Raw genomic sequence first — 15,519 nt, 5'->3', positions numbered from 1 at the left:
GCTTGTTAGCGTAAACAAAAAAAACGCTGAGACGACATTGAACGCTAACCAATACCGCTGGTTTGAATTTACCCTCATATTTGTTTCTTTGCCGCTCTTAGGCTTCTTTTTGCGTGCCTACCTCGCTAACTGGCTCATTCCCGCACTTATTATCTTAATGATTGTATGTGGCATGCTGCTTCTGTCTGATCCCCACTTTAAGCGTTTTCGCTTAACAAGCCTCGGGCAATTTAGTGCGGTAAAACGTCGTTTATTTAGTTTTTTCTTTTTAGGAGCGCTATTCTCCGGGATGTTTTACGGCATCATGAATCAAGAAAACTGGTTTTCACTACCACGAAACTCATTCAACGATTGGCTAATGTTGCTACTGCTCTACCCTATCTTATCGGTGATGCCGCAAGAACTTATTTTTAGAACCTATTTTTTCCATCGTTATAAACGCATTATGCCAAGTAAAACGGTGCGTATTATTGTCAGCGCATCGGTGTTTGCATTGGCGCATATTGTCTATGCGAATGTATTGGCCGTACTTCTAGCATTTTTAGGTGGACTGTTGTTCTCATATACTTATTCGCAAAGCCGCTCTACCTTCGTGTGTATAATTGAACACAGTTTGTGGGGACTTTGGATGTTTACCCTTGGCTTGGGTGATGTGCTTGATGCAGGAGCATTTTGATTATTAAAGCACAACAAATAGCAGGCATAAAAAAGCCGCGCAAAGTGCGCGGCTAAGTATTGAACTGGTTTTTAAAATCCGAAAATACTAAATGCAAAGAATTTAGTCGCCACCGTATTTACAAAGATTAGTAATAAAATGGCAGGGATAAACGTTGATAGCGAGAAGTTCACATACTTCTCTGTGAAGCTACCAACATAGCCGTCACAGCCTTGGCTTAGCTCTGCTGATAAGTTTGCTTTTTTCCAACGGTACATAACGAATAAACACACCATTAAACCGTTAAGCGGTAAAATTGTGTCGTAAAACACATCATAAACAATATCAAATAAACTCTTATCTGCGCCGCCATAACTAACAAACTTAGTGAGTGATTCAACCATACCAAACGACATCGTACAAAGCACAGTTAATACACCTGTAGATAAAGTTAAGATAAGCAACGCTTTTTTACGGCTAATACCTTTGCGGTCACTTAATGTTGCTGTTGGAACTTCTACAATTGATACAAGCGACGTAATTGCAGCAAAAAAGACGAGTAAAAAGAATACAAACGCAACAATTGATGCACCTACATAACCAATATCAGCTTGTAACGCTAATAGAATTTTTGGTAAATAAACAAAAATCATCGATACCGATGAGTCAGATAAAGTGCTTGGGTCAGTGTTTGGGTTAAAGCTAAATATAGCAGGAAGAACCATAAGACCCGCAATAAATGCAACAAGAGAATCGGTTACAGCAACCATTTTAGCACTACCAACAATGTCGTCTTTCTTTGAAATATAAGATGCATAGGTCATTAAAATACCCATACCTAACGACAATGAGAAAAACGCTTGTGCTAATGCACCATTTAATACACTTGCATCCATTTTTGAAAAGTCAGGCACTATATAGTACTTCACACCAGCCATCGCGTTATCAAGTGTTAATACATAAATAACCAACGCTGTTAGTAGAACGAATAAAGCTGGCATCATAAACTTAGCTGCTTTTTCAATACCTTCTTTTACGCCGCCAACCAAAATCAAGTTAACGATGATAGCAACCACTGCCATATAGCCAAACACGGTGTAGCTGTTAATAAAAGTGCCAAAGTTATCTGGCTGAGCCAAAGCATCTAAATTACCAAATGCAGTTTGCGATAAATAACCAAAAATCCATACAGTGATAACCATATAAAAAACAGCAATCATAAATGGCGTTAATACTGCTAAAAAGCCTGCAAAGTTCCATTTAGGATCGCTGCCCGCTAATAATTTGTAAGAACCAAGAGGATCTTTTTGCGCTTTACGACCCATTGCCATTTCAGCCATCATCACTGGTAAACAGATGAAAATGACAAACAATGCATAAACTAATAGGAAAGCACCACCGCCGTTTTTTGTAGCTGAAACAGGAAAACCCACTAAGTTTCCGATACCTACAGCAGAACCGGCTGCCGCTAAAATAAAACCGAGGCGGGAGCTAAAATGCTCGCGTTTTTCGCTCATTTAAAAACCTTATTATTATTTTCTCAACCCAGCGACTCTACCAGTGTTACACCGCGTATTTCAAGCTTTATAAGTTAAAGTTATATGGGTTTGTGTAAAGATTATTACGCGAATATTCTCTCGTCTATTGCTAAGAATATGCTACTATTTTTTAAAAATAACATTGAGAACACACCATGCTGTATATGATTTATTCAACTGATGTTGAAAATAGTTTAGAAGCACGCAAATCTGCGCGTCCTGCTCACCTAGCACGTCTACAAGAATTAGATGAACAAAACCGTTTATTCACAGCAGGTCCGCTTCCTGCCATTGATAGTGAAGATCCCGCTGAAGCTGGTTTTACAGGTTCGTTAGTCGTTGCTGAGTTTGAGTCATTAGAAGCAGCTCGTGAATGGGCAGCAAATGATCCTTATATTGCTGCAGGTGTTTACGACAACTCAGTTGTAAAACCATTTAAAAAAGTATTTGGTTAACGTCTGAACTTAACTGAATCATTAATTCAGTGTTTGTTCACGGCTTATTAACTAAGATTTGCCTATTGAAATTACAGAATTGAACGTAATTACTTGAATTTTAGTTAATTGGTTAATTAAACTAAATGGGTCTGGTTTAGGAGTTCCCCGTCATGCGCATATTATTAGCCTTCAGTTTTAGTCTTTTATTTGCATTATCAAGCTTTCATGCTGATGCCAGTAAGAAACAAGTCTCTGAAGTGACTAAAAAACAGGCTGTGACAATTGCCAAAAAATCTGAGGACGGCCGAACCCTAAAAATCACAGAGCAAGATAAAGTATTTACCGTAAGAATTTTAAAAACGAACGGCCATGTGGTTGATGTCCATGTGAACAAAAAGACTGGCGAAGTGAAAAAGGATTAAGAATGCGAATTTTAGTTATTGAAGATGATTTACACTTAGCAGATAACCTCCGTAATGCACTTGAAAAAGAGCGTTATAGCGTTGACCTTTGTCACGATGGTGAAGCTGGTTTATTCCATATTACCGAGTACCCGCTTGATATGGCGGTAGTAGATCTAGGCTTACCAAAAGTAGATGGTATCGAATTAATTACCAAAGCCCGTGCTCAGGGGATTACTATCCCTATTTTGATTTTAACTGCACGTGACCGTTGGCAGGATAAAGTAGAAGGCTTAGATGCAGGTGCTGATGACTACCTAACTAAACCTTTCCATGTTGAAGAGCTGATTGCACGCTGTAATGCACTTATCCGCCGCAGCGCAGGTAAAGCAAACCCAGAAATGACAGCAGGTCCTATCAAAATACACACTCGCTCACAACAAGTTTGGGTTAATGATAAAGAACTTAGCTTAACTGCATACGAATACAAAGTTTTAGAATATCTAATGGTTAACCCACAAAAGGTAATTTCTAAATCTGAATTGACAGAGCACATTTATGATCAAGACTTCGACCTTGATTCAAACGTAATAGAAGTTTTCGTATTGCGTTTACGTAAGAAGCTTGACCCTGACGGTACCCTTAACCCAGTTGAAACATTACGTGGCCGTGGTTATAGGCTTAAAAGTCAGTGGTAGCATCGCAAATACCGCTTAAAGTAAGGCAAGGATTTATCCTTGTCTTTGTTTTATTAGTAGCCTTGCCAATTCTGTTTTTCTCAATTGGTAAGGCTTACTACGCTTCTTTGGTCGAAGCGACCGAAAAAACCCTCGAAGCTCATTTATATTCTCTTATTTCTGAAGTTGACTTCACTGAACGCGGCATTGTAATGCCGAGCACCATCTTAACTCCAGAGCTAAATCGTTTAAATTCAGATACCTATGCAATGATTTATCGTGGTGATCTTCCTGTTTGGTATTCTGAATCAGCCACCAACATCAATTTTATTCCAGATAACTTTGAAGCCCCAGCAGGCTCTGCGGATTTTCGCCGTGTTGAATACAACAAGACCGTGTACTGGCAATTAACCCTTACCGTTATTTTAGAAAACATTGACCAATCGGAGCATGCGCGTTTTATCTTATTAAAACGTAATGATGCACTTCTCAGGCTGATGGATGGCTTTAAACAAACGTTAGTAAATTGGATGTATGTAATGGGTGTGGCCATTGCAGCGCTTATGGCGATTGGTTTTGTTTGGAGTGCAAGGCCATTGCAACGTCTTGATAAAGAAATTAAAGCCATTGAATCGGGCGATAATCAGCAAATAAAAGGTCTCTACCCAGTAGAGCTGCAAACCATAAAAGCCGACTTAAACTTATTACTTGAATCGCAACAGCGCCAAAAAGAGCGCTATAGGGCTTCGTTAAGCGATCTTGCTCATGCATTAAAAACCCCCTTGGCAGTCCTTAAATCAAGCCCTTTAGCCAATGATGCCGATGCACAAGAGCAGTTAGATCGTATTAATGTGATGATCGAACATCAATTAAAACGAGCTGCAACGGGTGCTTCTGATACTTGGAAAAAGCAAACCCATATTAAACCTGTTATTGATTCAATTTTAAGCGCGATGAGCAAGGTTTATCGCGATAAAGATATTATTTTTACCTCTGAGGTTAGTGAAAAAGACTATTTCTTAGGTGATAAAACCGATTTAATGGAACTACTCGGTAATTTAATCGATAATGCCTGTAAAGCTTGCCGTTCACAGGTCGATATAAAGGTTAAACAGAACAAAAAGTTAACACTCAGCATAAGTGATGATGGCCCAGGTGTTCCTGAGCACAAACGCGAATCATTACTGACTCGCGGTACCAGACTCGATACTTACGAAAGTGGCCATGGTGTTGGCATGGCTATCGTATCTGATTTAGTAAACTCGTATAATGGCACATTAACCATTAAAGATGCAGAGAAGCTAGCCGGCGCTGAGTTTATATTAGAGTTTAATTACCATGATAAAAAATAAAACATCCATATTCGTTAAGAGCATCTTTTTAGGTTTAATTACGACTGCATCACAGGCTCAAGCAGAGCAAGCTTGTGAGCTCGCGAGCAACCATACTGATGACACCAAGCGGTATATTCAATGCCTTGATCAAGTTATTGCAGACCTGCAACGTGACCAAAAAATGTGGGTTAATAAGCTCACTATGGATCTTGAAAAAATAAAAGAAGATACCGGTAATAGCCAATTGCTACCAATTTTTAATCGCAGTATAAAAAACCAAGAGCGTTATTTAGAAGACAGTTGTCGTTGGCGCTACTTACAAAAAATGCCAAATGGCACTAGTGCCGCTATTGCCTACAAACAATGTGAGATTGAAATTCTCAAAAACCATGTAAAGGTTTTACAACAACCTCTAAAGTGATACCAAGTCGCTATAATCGTTAATCATTTTGAAAAATAAAAAGGCGCTTAAGCGCCTTTTTAATCCTCAAGTTTTAGCTCTTCACCGTTACCTAGCAAAGTAGCAAGCCATCGCCCTTCTTGGCTGGTTTCTAAAGCAATTTTAACTATCATAGTTAATGGAACTGACAATAGCATACCAACTGTTCCCATCAACCAGCCCCAGAAAATCAACGATAAAAACACCACTAGCGTCGATAAGCCCAGCCCTTTCCCCATAAAGCGCGGCTCTACAATATTACCCATCACTGTGTTAATAACTAAATATCCACCAGCGATAAACCCTGCTACCAATGGGCCTTGCGTGATTAAAGCAAGTAACACCGCTGGTACTGCAGCAATAATAGAACCAATATTAGGAATATAGTTAAGCATAAACGCCACCACAGCCCAGAGCACAAAATAATCAACATTAAGTGCCCACAGCATGAATCCTGCAAGAACACCTGTGCCTAGACTAACCATTGTTTTTATGGCTAGATAAGAATTAATTGAATCTAAGAAACGGTCAACTTGCTGCATTTTCATTTCAGGGTCATCGAGTGCTAAATGCACTTTTTTGCTGAGCATTGGCCCTTCAAATAGCATAAACACGACAGTTAATATGATTAAAAACAGGTTCGCCATCACCCCACCTAACCCGGTGAGCATATTAGTTGCAACATCAATCATTTTACCTGGATCAAATAAAGAAATAATCTGCTCTTTATCAATCAAAATGTTATAGCTTGCAGCAACGTTAACCACCCAGACAAACTCTTCTTTGAGTTGTGCCTTGTACTCAGGTAAATTTTCTGAAAAATCGGTCATAGATTGCCCAACCAGACCGGCAAGGCTTATCCCTATACCGACAATCATCAGCATCACAAAAACCACAGCAATACCTTTAGGGATACCGTATTTGGCAAAGAAACGGATTAAGGGATTACAAATAATAGCGATAAAGGCCGCCAACACAAATGGAATAACAATCACACTTGCAGCTTTAATACCCGCTAAAACAACGACTAAAGCAGCAAATATTACTAAACTTTTATTTACACCAGTCAGGCTCGACAAAATAAAATCCTTGTTAACTTTTTTATCAGTGTAAGTGAAATACGCCGCAAAATAAATCACAAAGCTTCTGGCATAATTAATGCTGATTATACGTGCATAATTTGAACAATTTATGATACATATAAGTAAGCGTGCTAAAGAAGGAGCTTTATATGGCACATTTATCCGAACAAGAACTTACTTTTTTCAACCGTTTATTCGAGGCTGAAAACCTTGATGGCGATCCAACCGATACAAAAATGTCTGTTAGGCTCAACTTGCCAAATAAATTAAACGGCTTACTAGCAAATTCCAAACTAACTTTACTTGCCGAGGTGGGTATTTATCAGCTTTGGTTTCCACTTGAGTTTATCAATGACGAAAATGGCCAGCTGATACCCTTACTCAGTGCACCAGAAGTGATAGATACCAAAGGGATCGAACGCAGCTGGCGAACTCCTGATCTCGAAATACATACCGAGCAATTTCAAATATTGTCTTTATCAAGTACTGGCGTGTTACTCAAGCCTAAGCGTCAAGCTCCACAGCTAAACAAAGACATATTACTCGCATTTGATTTACCTAGCAGAGATCACATTATTCTTAGTGTGAAGCCAATTCGAACCACTAGTAAAGGGATTGCAGGTAAGATCGTAAAGGTTTGCAAAGGTGAAGAGGAACTTCGTAGATACTTATTTGAGGCCCATAAGCACCATCACGCAAAGCTGTATGAGCAAGGTACCTTTACCACTGAACTTATCTAGTTGCAGTGACTTAACGGCTTAGATAAGCTTGGCGTTTTGTAGCAAGTCGAATAAGGTATTTTATGAGTTACCCTATAGGAACCCCAGGTAAACCGTGGAACGAAGCAGATAAAAAAGCATGGTTTAAATCACAGACAGTAAAACGTAGCTATATAGATGATGTTGTATCGCAATTAGAGTCTTTATCAATCGATTTCAATATTGAACAGTATGGTGCATTAAGTTACGACAGCGACAAGTACCCTCTTTACATTTTAAAGAGCAAGCAATGGCAAGCTGATAAACCGACAGTATTGGTTACCGGTGGCGTTCATGGCTATGAAACAAGTGGTGTGCATGGCGCATTAGCGTTTGCTAAGAACAAAGCTAAAGACTACTTTGCCGATTTTAATATTTTAGTAGCACCGTGTATCAGCCCGTGGGGTTATGAAACAATTAATCGCTGGAACCCTAATGCGACAGATCCAAACCGCTCATTCTACGCTGACAGCCCAGCTGAAGAGTCTGCAGCAATCATGCAGTATTTAGCTGACAATACCATTGCACCTTACGTGCATATCGACCTACATGAAACAACTGATACTGATAATAGTGAGTTTCGTCCTGCTCTTGCAGCACGTGATGCAACCACTCACGATAACTGGAACATCCCAGATGGCTTTTATCTCGTTGCTGATAGTGAACGTCCACATGACGCGTTTCAGGCAGCGATTATTAAGTCTGTTGAAAAAGTAACTCATATCGCACCTAGCGATGAGAATAACCAGTTGATTGGTGTACCGCAAACCCAATTGGGTGTTATTCATTACCAAGCGAAAAAACTCGGCTTATGTATGGGTCTCACTGATGCTGAATTTGTGACAACAACAGAAGTTTACCCTGATAGCCCACAGGCAAATGATGAAGTCTGTATTGATGCACAAGTAGCCTCGATTACCGGTGCATTGAACTATATTGTTAATAAATAGTTAGTTATATTTTAAATTTGGAGTAAATAAATAATTTACTCCAAACCACTTAAATGAATAAAACACACAAATAAACAACTAAATTGAATTATTTATGTTTTTTAATAATTGTATATTAAATAACTAGACACATACATAGAATTGTATAAAATTCGCGCTCTTTTAATTCAAAAGGGAAGCAAATTGGAATTTAAGAATCACTATGGCAGTGTCAGTATCATCACTGATGGTCCAATTATAATTGGACAATTTTCTGGTAATATTAACGCACGTTTAGTCAATGACTTTGCAGTAGATATAAAAAAGCATATTTCTGATCTAGCTGGAAAGCCGTGGGCTTATATTAGTCATTCTACCCAATTACTTGCTACTACTCCTGAGGCCGAACGCGGGTTTATCCAATTGTTACGTGCTCTACAAAGCACTAACTGTGTCGCTACCGCATACATGTTTAGCTCATCAATTGTACTCAATCAAATGAAACGCATCATTGCACAAGCACAATCACCAATTCAGATAATGGACTGTTTATTTGATGATTTAGATAGCGCTAAAGCCCATGTGCTAAAGAAACTCGAATTTGCAGAAATGGCTTGTTAAAAACAAGCCATTTTCATTTTGGGGTTGGATTAATCTCGGTAAAACTTAGTCTCTTTAGTAATTGCGATATTGGCATCTTCTAATGCTTGAATGTGAAAACTGATAGGCGTTACTTTTGACTTTAAGTCATAGCCATCGGCAACCACAGTAACAGGTACTCGCTTCATCTGACCTGCTTCAACTTTGATAGTTTCAGGCAATTGTAAGCTTGCTTCTTCGATACCACTTATACCAATTGAATAACTCAAACTATGCTGCGTTTTATTGATGATTGATAAGGTATATGGATTCTCTACCAAGCCTTCAAAATTAACTCGGTACAGTGCATTACGGTCACGAATTACAGAGGCCTCGATTGGTGTGCGCATTGCCATCCACACAACCATCCCAACGACAAATAGCGCCGTCAAACCACCATAACCAAGAAGTTTTAGTCTAAATGGGTTGGTCGTTTTACCTTCCATTTGTTTTTCCGAGGCGTACTTGATCAGCCCTTTTTGATAGTTGAACTTTTCCATTGTGCTATCACAGGCATCAATACATAAACCACAGTTTATGCATTCATATTGCAAGCCATTACGAATATCTATACCAGCTGGACATACTTCTACACACAAATTACAGTCTACGCAGTCACCTAAGCCTAACTCTTTTGGATCGGCTTTACGCTTACGAGCACCGCGAGATTCTCCTCGCTCTTGATCGTACGTGACCACCAAGGTGTCTTTATCAAACATTACTGATTGAAAACGCGAATATGGGCAAGCAACAGTACACATTTTTTCACGCAAGAATCCCGCATTCCCATACGTACAAAATGCGAATAAGAATACCCAAAAGCTTACAATGCCAGACATTTCTAGGGTAAATAAGCTCATGTATAAAGACTTAGCCGGGATGAAATAAGCCATGAATGACATTGATGTGAGTAAAGAGATCACAAGCCAAGCGGCATGTTTAGTGATTTTCTTTTGCCATTTACTTGCTGACCAAGCTGTTTTATCAAGTTTAATACGCTGGTTTCGGTTACCTTCAACTTTGTGTTCAACCCAAGTGAACATAAGCATCCAGATTGTTTGCGGGCAAGTGTAACCACACCAAACACGACCTAGCCAGTTAGTGACGAAAAACAAAGCAAACGCACCAGTCATAAATAACATGGCTAAGATCATAAAATCTTGCGGTAACAACGTTAATCCAAACAGGGTAAATTTTTGACTTGCTACATCAAGTAATACAGCTTGCCGACCATCATATGGGATCCACGGAATAGCTATAAAAGTCAGCATCAGCACCCAGCCTAAGTAACGGCGGATACGTTGGAAATGCCCTTTTTGCTCTCGAATATAAATTGGCCCATCTTGGTTGTAGGGCTTGATGATTAAGTCTTGCTCTTTTATATCAAATTTCATTTTGCTACTTACTATTGTGTCGGTAATAACCTGACACAGCAACTATCAGGCCAACAAAAAATAAAATCAAACCATTGATATAAAAGGGAAAATTTAAATTTAAGAATATTAAAATCGCGAAATATCACGAACACTCGCGATATTTCACGAATTAGCGTGTTATAGCCAACTTTTTCATTTTTGACCTGAGGGTACTTTCTGGAAGACCCAGTAAAGTTGCAGCGCCATTATCACCTGATACTTGTCCGTTACAACGCTTTAGCACCTGGAGAATATGCTGTTTTTGTACAGCATCAAGCGAGACAACCTGCTCATCCGGTTGTTCATTATTCAACGGAGCAGAGAGTTGTAGTACAGACTGCTTAGATAAAATAGCTTCACGCTCAAGGATATTTTGTAATTCACGAATATTGCCAGGCCAATCATAGTTACCCAGCTTAGTGAGCGTTGCTTTGCTAAGCCCCTTTAACTGCTTACCTAAGCGCTTATTAAGCTGAGTTATTATGTTTGCTGCTAAAAGTGGAATATCTTCTTTGCGTTCACGTAGAGCTGGCACACGAATAGGAAACACATTTAAACGATAATACAAGTCCATTCGAAAGCTACCCTGCTCAACCATTTGCCACAGGTTTCGATTTGTTGCAGCTAACACGCGAATATCAACTTTTAAAGTTTGACTGCCACCAACTCTCTCAAACTCTTGTTCTTGTAGCACGCGCAGTAATTTACTTTGCGCTTCTAATGGCAGCTCTGCCACTTCATCTAGAAATAAAGTCCCCTTGTCAGCTAATTCAAAACGCCCTTTTCTACGTTCATTTGCACCAGTAAATGCCCCTTTTTCATGACCAAATAGTTCAGACTCAATTAAATTAGCTGAAAACGCAGCACAATTGACCTTTATAAAAGGTTGCTCAGCACGGCTACTCAAGCGATGAAGGTTTCGTGCCACCAGCTCTTTACCCGTGCCGTTTTCACCTAAAATCAAAACTGTACTATTAGTTTGGCTTACCAAGGTAATTTGCTCGAGCATACTTTGGAATGAATGACTTTGACCAACCAAACCGGAATCTTGCCAATCTTCGTTTAACTCTGAAATAAGGTAAGCATTCTCAGCTTGTAGTTGCTCAGACAAGTGCTGAACTTGCGCTAGAGCGTCGCGCAATGCCACTTCTGTTTGCTGCTGTTTTGACACATCGCGAAAAATCGCGACCGCACCAATCAAGGCGCCATTTTTATAAACTGGGGTTGAAGTATACTCGACGGCAAAATAGCTACCATCTTTACGCCAGAAGACTTCATCGTTTACATGACGATGTTTACCATCGAACATAGTGCAATATATTTGGCATTCATCTGCGGGATATGGTGACCCATCTTTACGAGTATGGTGATGATATTGGTGTATTTTTTTACCAAGTAGCTCGTCTGCTTTCCAGCCTGTCATGCGCTCAGCGGCAGGGTTTACAAAAACCGCATTACCAGATAAATCGAAGCCATAGATCCCTTCACCAACTGCATTTAACAGTAACGTAGGGTCGTTTAAAAATTCCTTGATCATAGCAATTACTTGTTTCGCGAAATATCACGAGCAATTATGGCAAGGTTGAACTTGCTTAACAAGTAATTACAAAAAAGCGGCTCAAGGCCGCTTTAAAAATTTTTAATATTTTTTATAGTCTAGGTACTAAGATAATTTCGCCCTGAGATACTTTCATATCTAATGGCAATTTGCTCAGTAGTGCAACTTTAGGATCGTTCATATTTAATTTATAAACAGGGTTAACCGCTAAAAAGCCGTTAATCACTTGCATTGCTTGATCATCTAATAAGTTTAAGCTGCCCTTAAAACCCGCTGTATCTAAAGTTGTATCAACCAGTTTTACATTTCGTAAAAAGACCGCTTTTTTCTCGCTGTCATAAAATGGACTACCTTCGATTTGAAGCTTTAAGCGGACTGGATACTTAAGCGCGAAAGCTTTGATGACAGCACTAGAATCAGCCCCTAAAACCACCACATCACGCTTATCTGGGCCGACATTGACACTCAGATCGTTTACAGCAAAATCAACAGGTAAGCCCATCAGCTTAATCTGTTCACTTAGTTTTGGTAATTGATTAGCAAGGGCTGCTTCAATTTCTGAATTAGTAAACGAGTACACCGACATTCCTTGATCTGTACTTTTACATGCCCCTAAAAATAAACAGGTAAGTAGTAATAAAATTCTCATTGTTTTCCTCAAAAACACACGGAAAAAAACCGCTTCAAAAAGCGGTTTTATTCGTTAAATTGCAAATATTGTTTTAAGCCTTGCTAGTGTGTCAGCTGAAACTGAACCCTTACTGACTGCAAGTAATTGCTTTAAGTAATAATAAACATCTGCATGTTCACCACGGTGTTTATCATCTAACATCGCAACTTGCTCTGTCATACGTAACTGACTATCAGCTGACTCAACGCCTGCCAAAATTTCGATACGAGTTAAGAGCTGCGCAGTATTTAAGTTTGTCGTTAATGCAGCTTGGAATTGCGAAGGAAGTTCGCTGCCGCTCTCAAGAGCAGCAAATAAAGCCGTTAACTTAGACTGCTCTGCTTGCTTGCTAATGTGCGCTGTTTTTGCACTAATCGCTGTCTCTAACTGACTCACTCGTGCTGATAATGCTTTTGAGTACTCAAGTTCAGCCAGCTTCACTGTCAAATCTTTAAGCTGTGCAAGATGCACCACTGTTTCAAGTGCTGACTCAAGCTCACTCAACTGCGCTGCTGCAACTTCATCATTTTGCTGCTGTACTTGCTTTTGCTGTTCAAACTCGGCGCTGCGCTTTGCAAAGGTGTCGTCATTAACACGTCTAAATTGCTGCCATAAGGTATTTTCTGCTTTCATTCCTGCAAAGCCAATAGTTTGCCAAGTTTGTTGCAATACCTTGAGTTCTTGGCACGCAGACGCTAAATCATCGCTTTGAGATAACTGTGTTGCCTGCTCTACCAGCGCTGCTTTTTGCTCAGCATTTGCTTTATGGAAGGCAGCTAGCTGTGCTTGCACTAGTGATTGCGTAGCTTTGAATTGCGCTTGTAGTTCACGATACGTTTTAGGGTCAACATTTCCTGCTGAGCGCCAAGCTTTAGCGGTACGATTGAACTTACTCTCAAACTGCTTCCAATCGAACTCGTCAGAAGACGTATCAAGATCTGTTAGCTCTTGCATTTGCTTGATTGTATCAAGACGCTGTGCCTTAGCTTGTTCTCGCTGTTGCTCTTGCTCAGCAAAATATTCACGACATGGTGCAAACAGCAACTCTATTTGCTGATCGAATAACTCACCTTGTTGTTTCTCTGCATCAGTGTCTAAACGGCCTAATTCATTCCAACGACGACGCAGCTGTTTAACTTGCTCAGCGCGTTGTTTAGGGTCTGTACATTCTGTTGCGGCTAATTCATTTACTTCAGCAAGTAATGCTTCACGCTTTGGTGCAGAAGCATATTTTTGCCAATCTTTTGCTTCTGCTAATTGCGCTTCTAAATCAGCTTTTAGGCTATTTAATGGCTGCTTGTAATACTCTGTTAGCGTAGCGTATAACTCTTCAAAACCTTTAAACACACCAAATGCAACATTAAAGCGCCCTTGGTCAATTAAGCGTTTTACATCACGTGCTTTACGCTTTGCTGTTTGTTGGTTCTTCTCAAACTTATTAGTAAGCGGTGCCATCGCTTGCTGCCAGCTATTTACTGCTTCAGCTAAATTTGCTTTAAAGCGACCTTGTAAGCGATTAGGAATACTTGCCAGCTTTTTACGTGCAAATTTTTGCTGTTGTTCAAACTGCTGTTTCAGGCCGTCAAACTCGCTTTCTTCTTCTGTTGTCGCAACCGTGTTTAATTTATCAAATGCATCTTTAAACTCAGCGATAGCAGTAACTAGTTGCGGTAACTCTTCAACTTGGTTGAATAAATTTGTTAAGTGCTGTTTTACATCACGAACATTTTGGTTATTAGGTAGATTCGCCTCTGTTAACGCATCTTTTGCTTGTGCAACTTTAGCTTCAAGCCAGTCTTGCTGAATTTGTTCTGGCGTTTCTAAACCCAGTTGCAATGCATTTTCAATTTCTTCACCAATTGCTTCAAGGCTTGCTAATGCTAAGACCTGACGCTGTTGCTCAGCTAAAGCTTGCTGCGCCGCTTCATGCTCTTTGCTTAGTTGTGCAATATGAGACTCAAGCTTTTGCGTAATCGCTGAATACTTTTTATCAAGCGTGCTTACTTGCTCATCGCTTAACCATTTTAATTCAATAGCTTGCCACTGCTGTAATAACTCAGCTTGTTGCATTGATACCAACTGAAAATCATTTTTATCACGAAGTGCATTCAGCTTTGCTAATACAACACGTGTATCTGCTTCAACTTTTGCAGGCATTTCGGTTGCTAGGCGTTCATTTTCAAGGTAAGCGGCTAGCTGTGAATACGCTTCACCTTTTGCATGTTTAAGTAGTGATTTAGCAAGTTGGTGACTAATGACAAGCTCAACAAGTTGCAATTGCAGTTCTTCGCGGCCTTCTTTAAAGGCTTTATCAATTAAACTTGGATTTGCTAAGCGTTTTAATAATTTAACCCGAACTTGAATTTCTTTTTCTGCAAACGCAAGTTTTTCAAGCGTTTTTACTGGTGCATAACGCTCAATAAACTCATTTTTGATGTTTGCATCTAGTTTGCTATCAGTGTTTAACACCGCTTGGTTTATATGTTGCTCTGCAACGTCTTTAAGTGCTTGATCTTGTTTGTATGCTTGCCACCATAGAACAATATCATTGACTTTGTTCAGGGCTTTTTTACGGATCTCAGCAGAACTGTCTTCAAGAGCAATGCTATTTAAAATACTAAGGTCACGCTCTGTATCAAGACGTTCAACCGCAGCTAAACGAACTTGATTTTTAGGGTGCTTCCATTTTGGAGTAAACAGGTGTTTAAAGATCATTTTCACTAAACCTAGCTATTTCATTTTCTGATGCGAATTCTTTTTGCAATTGAGCTTTGCTCTTTTGCACCATTTCACCATTTGCGCCAATGGTAAACTGCTCATTGCTTTGCGAAACTTTAGCTTGATAAAGCATCACGAGTTGAACGGTTTGTTGTTTTTGCTCTTCAGACAAAGGCGTGCCATCAGGCCACTTTCCAGTTGAGGCACCATACTGAAGACGTTCAAATACTTCTGGGGTGATATTTTTAACGATATGATCAATATTCATG

The 15,519-nt window shown here is 39.6% G+C and carries 16 protein-coding genes; 9 read left to right on the top strand and 7 right to left on the bottom strand.

What is annotated here, in order from left to right:
- The first annotated feature begins 37 nt into the window (after positions 1 to 37).
- Positions 38 to 676, top strand: coding sequence for a CPBP family glutamic-type intramembrane protease (locus QUE86_RS14245; protein ID WP_286257986.1), 639 nt, complete (start codon positions 38 to 40; stop codon positions 674 to 676).
- 71 nt (positions 677 to 747) lie between these two features.
- Here QUE86_RS14245 and QUE86_RS14240 read toward each other — a convergent pair whose 3' ends face one another.
- Positions 748 to 2,172 carry a sodium-dependent transporter gene (locus QUE86_RS14240; protein WP_286257984.1) on the bottom strand — a complete coding sequence of 475 codons (1,425 nt, stop codon included), beginning with the start codon at positions 2,170 to 2,172 and terminating at the stop codon, positions 748 to 750.
- Positions 2,173 to 2,348: 176 nt separating this feature from the next.
- On the opposite strand from QUE86_RS14240, the gene QUE86_RS14235 reads away from it, so the two are divergent.
- The 5 genes from QUE86_RS14235 to QUE86_RS14215 all read left to right on the top strand — a co-directional run bounded on the left by QUE86_RS14235 (position 2,349) and on the right by QUE86_RS14215 (position 5,463).
- A complete protein-coding gene (locus QUE86_RS14235) occupies positions 2,349 to 2,648 on the top strand; it encodes a YciI family protein (protein WP_175580462.1) in 300 nt (99 codons plus the stop codon).
- A gap of 152 nt (positions 2,649 to 2,800) precedes the next feature.
- Positions 2,801 to 3,052 carry a PepSY domain-containing protein gene (locus QUE86_RS14230; RefSeq protein WP_130051781.1) on the top strand — a complete coding sequence of 84 codons (252 nt, stop codon included), beginning with the start codon at positions 2,801 to 2,803 and terminating at the stop codon, positions 3,050 to 3,052.
- 2 nt (positions 3,053 to 3,054) lie between these two features.
- Complete coding sequence (locus QUE86_RS14225) at positions 3,055 to 3,729, top strand: response regulator transcription factor (protein WP_054552907.1); 675 nt, start codon at positions 3,055 to 3,057, stop codon at positions 3,727 to 3,729.
- Complete coding sequence (locus QUE86_RS14220; RefSeq protein WP_130051782.1) at positions 3,723 to 5,060, top strand: ATP-binding protein; 1,338 nt, start codon at positions 3,723 to 3,725, stop codon at positions 5,058 to 5,060. Before QUE86_RS14225 ends, QUE86_RS14220 begins: the two co-directional genes overlap by 7 nt.
- Positions 5,047 to 5,463 carry a hypothetical protein gene (locus QUE86_RS14215; protein WP_130051783.1) on the top strand — a complete coding sequence of 139 codons (417 nt, stop codon included), beginning with the start codon at positions 5,047 to 5,049 and terminating at the stop codon, positions 5,461 to 5,463. The genes QUE86_RS14220 and QUE86_RS14215 overlap by 14 nt, the downstream gene beginning before the upstream one ends.
- A 59-nt stretch (positions 5,464 to 5,522) precedes the next feature.
- Here the strand turns inward: QUE86_RS14215 and QUE86_RS14210 are convergent, their stop codons facing one another.
- Positions 5,523 to 6,560, bottom strand: a complete 1,038-nt coding sequence (locus QUE86_RS14210) for an AI-2E family transporter (protein ID WP_130051784.1) — start codon at positions 6,558 to 6,560, stop codon at positions 5,523 to 5,525.
- A gap of 152 nt (positions 6,561 to 6,712) precedes the next feature.
- Between QUE86_RS14210 and QUE86_RS14205 the strand changes: the two genes are divergently transcribed.
- From QUE86_RS14205 to QUE86_RS14195, 3 genes are all read left to right on the top strand, one after another.
- Positions 6,713 to 7,303 (top strand): hypothetical protein, encoded by a 591-nt coding sequence (locus tag QUE86_RS14205; RefSeq protein ID WP_286257974.1) that lies wholly within the window; start codon positions 6,713 to 6,715, stop codon positions 7,301 to 7,303.
- Positions 7,304 to 7,365: 62 nt separating this feature from the next.
- On the top strand, positions 7,366 to 8,271 hold the full coding sequence (locus tag QUE86_RS14200; RefSeq protein WP_130051786.1) for a M14 family metallopeptidase: 906 nt from the start codon (positions 7,366 to 7,368) through the stop codon (positions 8,269 to 8,271).
- A gap of 183 nt (positions 8,272 to 8,454) precedes the next feature.
- On the top strand, positions 8,455 to 8,871 hold the full coding sequence (locus QUE86_RS14195) for a hypothetical protein (RefSeq protein ID WP_130051787.1): 417 nt from the start codon (positions 8,455 to 8,457) through the stop codon (positions 8,869 to 8,871).
- A 29-nt stretch (positions 8,872 to 8,900) separates the two neighbouring features.
- Here the strand turns inward: QUE86_RS14195 and ccoG are convergent, their stop codons facing one another.
- From ccoG to QUE86_RS14170, 5 genes are all read right to left on the bottom strand, one after another.
- Positions 8,901 to 10,283: a cytochrome c oxidase accessory protein CcoG gene (gene ccoG / locus QUE86_RS14190; protein ID WP_130051788.1), complete on the bottom strand. Its 1,383-nt coding sequence runs from the start codon at positions 10,281 to 10,283 to the stop codon at positions 8,901 to 8,903.
- A gap of 151 nt (positions 10,284 to 10,434) precedes the next feature.
- Positions 10,435 to 11,841 carry a sigma-54 interaction domain-containing protein gene (locus QUE86_RS14185; protein WP_178926832.1) on the bottom strand — a complete coding sequence of 469 codons (1,407 nt, stop codon included), beginning with the start codon at positions 11,839 to 11,841 and terminating at the stop codon, positions 10,435 to 10,437.
- A gap of 112 nt (positions 11,842 to 11,953) precedes the next feature.
- Positions 11,954 to 12,511 carry a YceB family lipoprotein gene (locus QUE86_RS14180; protein ID WP_130051790.1) on the bottom strand — a complete coding sequence of 186 codons (558 nt, stop codon included), beginning with the start codon at positions 12,509 to 12,511 and terminating at the stop codon, positions 11,954 to 11,956.
- A gap of 54 nt (positions 12,512 to 12,565) precedes the next feature.
- On the bottom strand, positions 12,566 to 15,247 hold the full coding sequence (locus QUE86_RS14175) for a DUF349 domain-containing protein (RefSeq protein ID WP_286257968.1): 2,682 nt from the start codon (positions 15,245 to 15,247) through the stop codon (positions 12,566 to 12,568).
- Positions 15,237 to 15,518, bottom strand: a complete 282-nt coding sequence (locus QUE86_RS14170; RefSeq protein WP_054561213.1) for a YeaC family protein — start codon at positions 15,516 to 15,518, stop codon at positions 15,237 to 15,239. Before QUE86_RS14170 ends, QUE86_RS14175 begins: the two co-directional genes overlap by 11 nt.
- Position 15,519 lies beyond the last annotated feature (1 nt).

Origin of the sequence: Pseudoalteromonas apostichopi (assembly GCF_030297135.1) — a bacterium.
Taxonomy (GTDB): Bacteria; Pseudomonadota; Gammaproteobacteria; order Enterobacterales; family Alteromonadaceae; genus Pseudoalteromonas; species Pseudoalteromonas apostichopi.
This window is presented reverse-complemented; position numbering and strand designations above follow the sequence as displayed.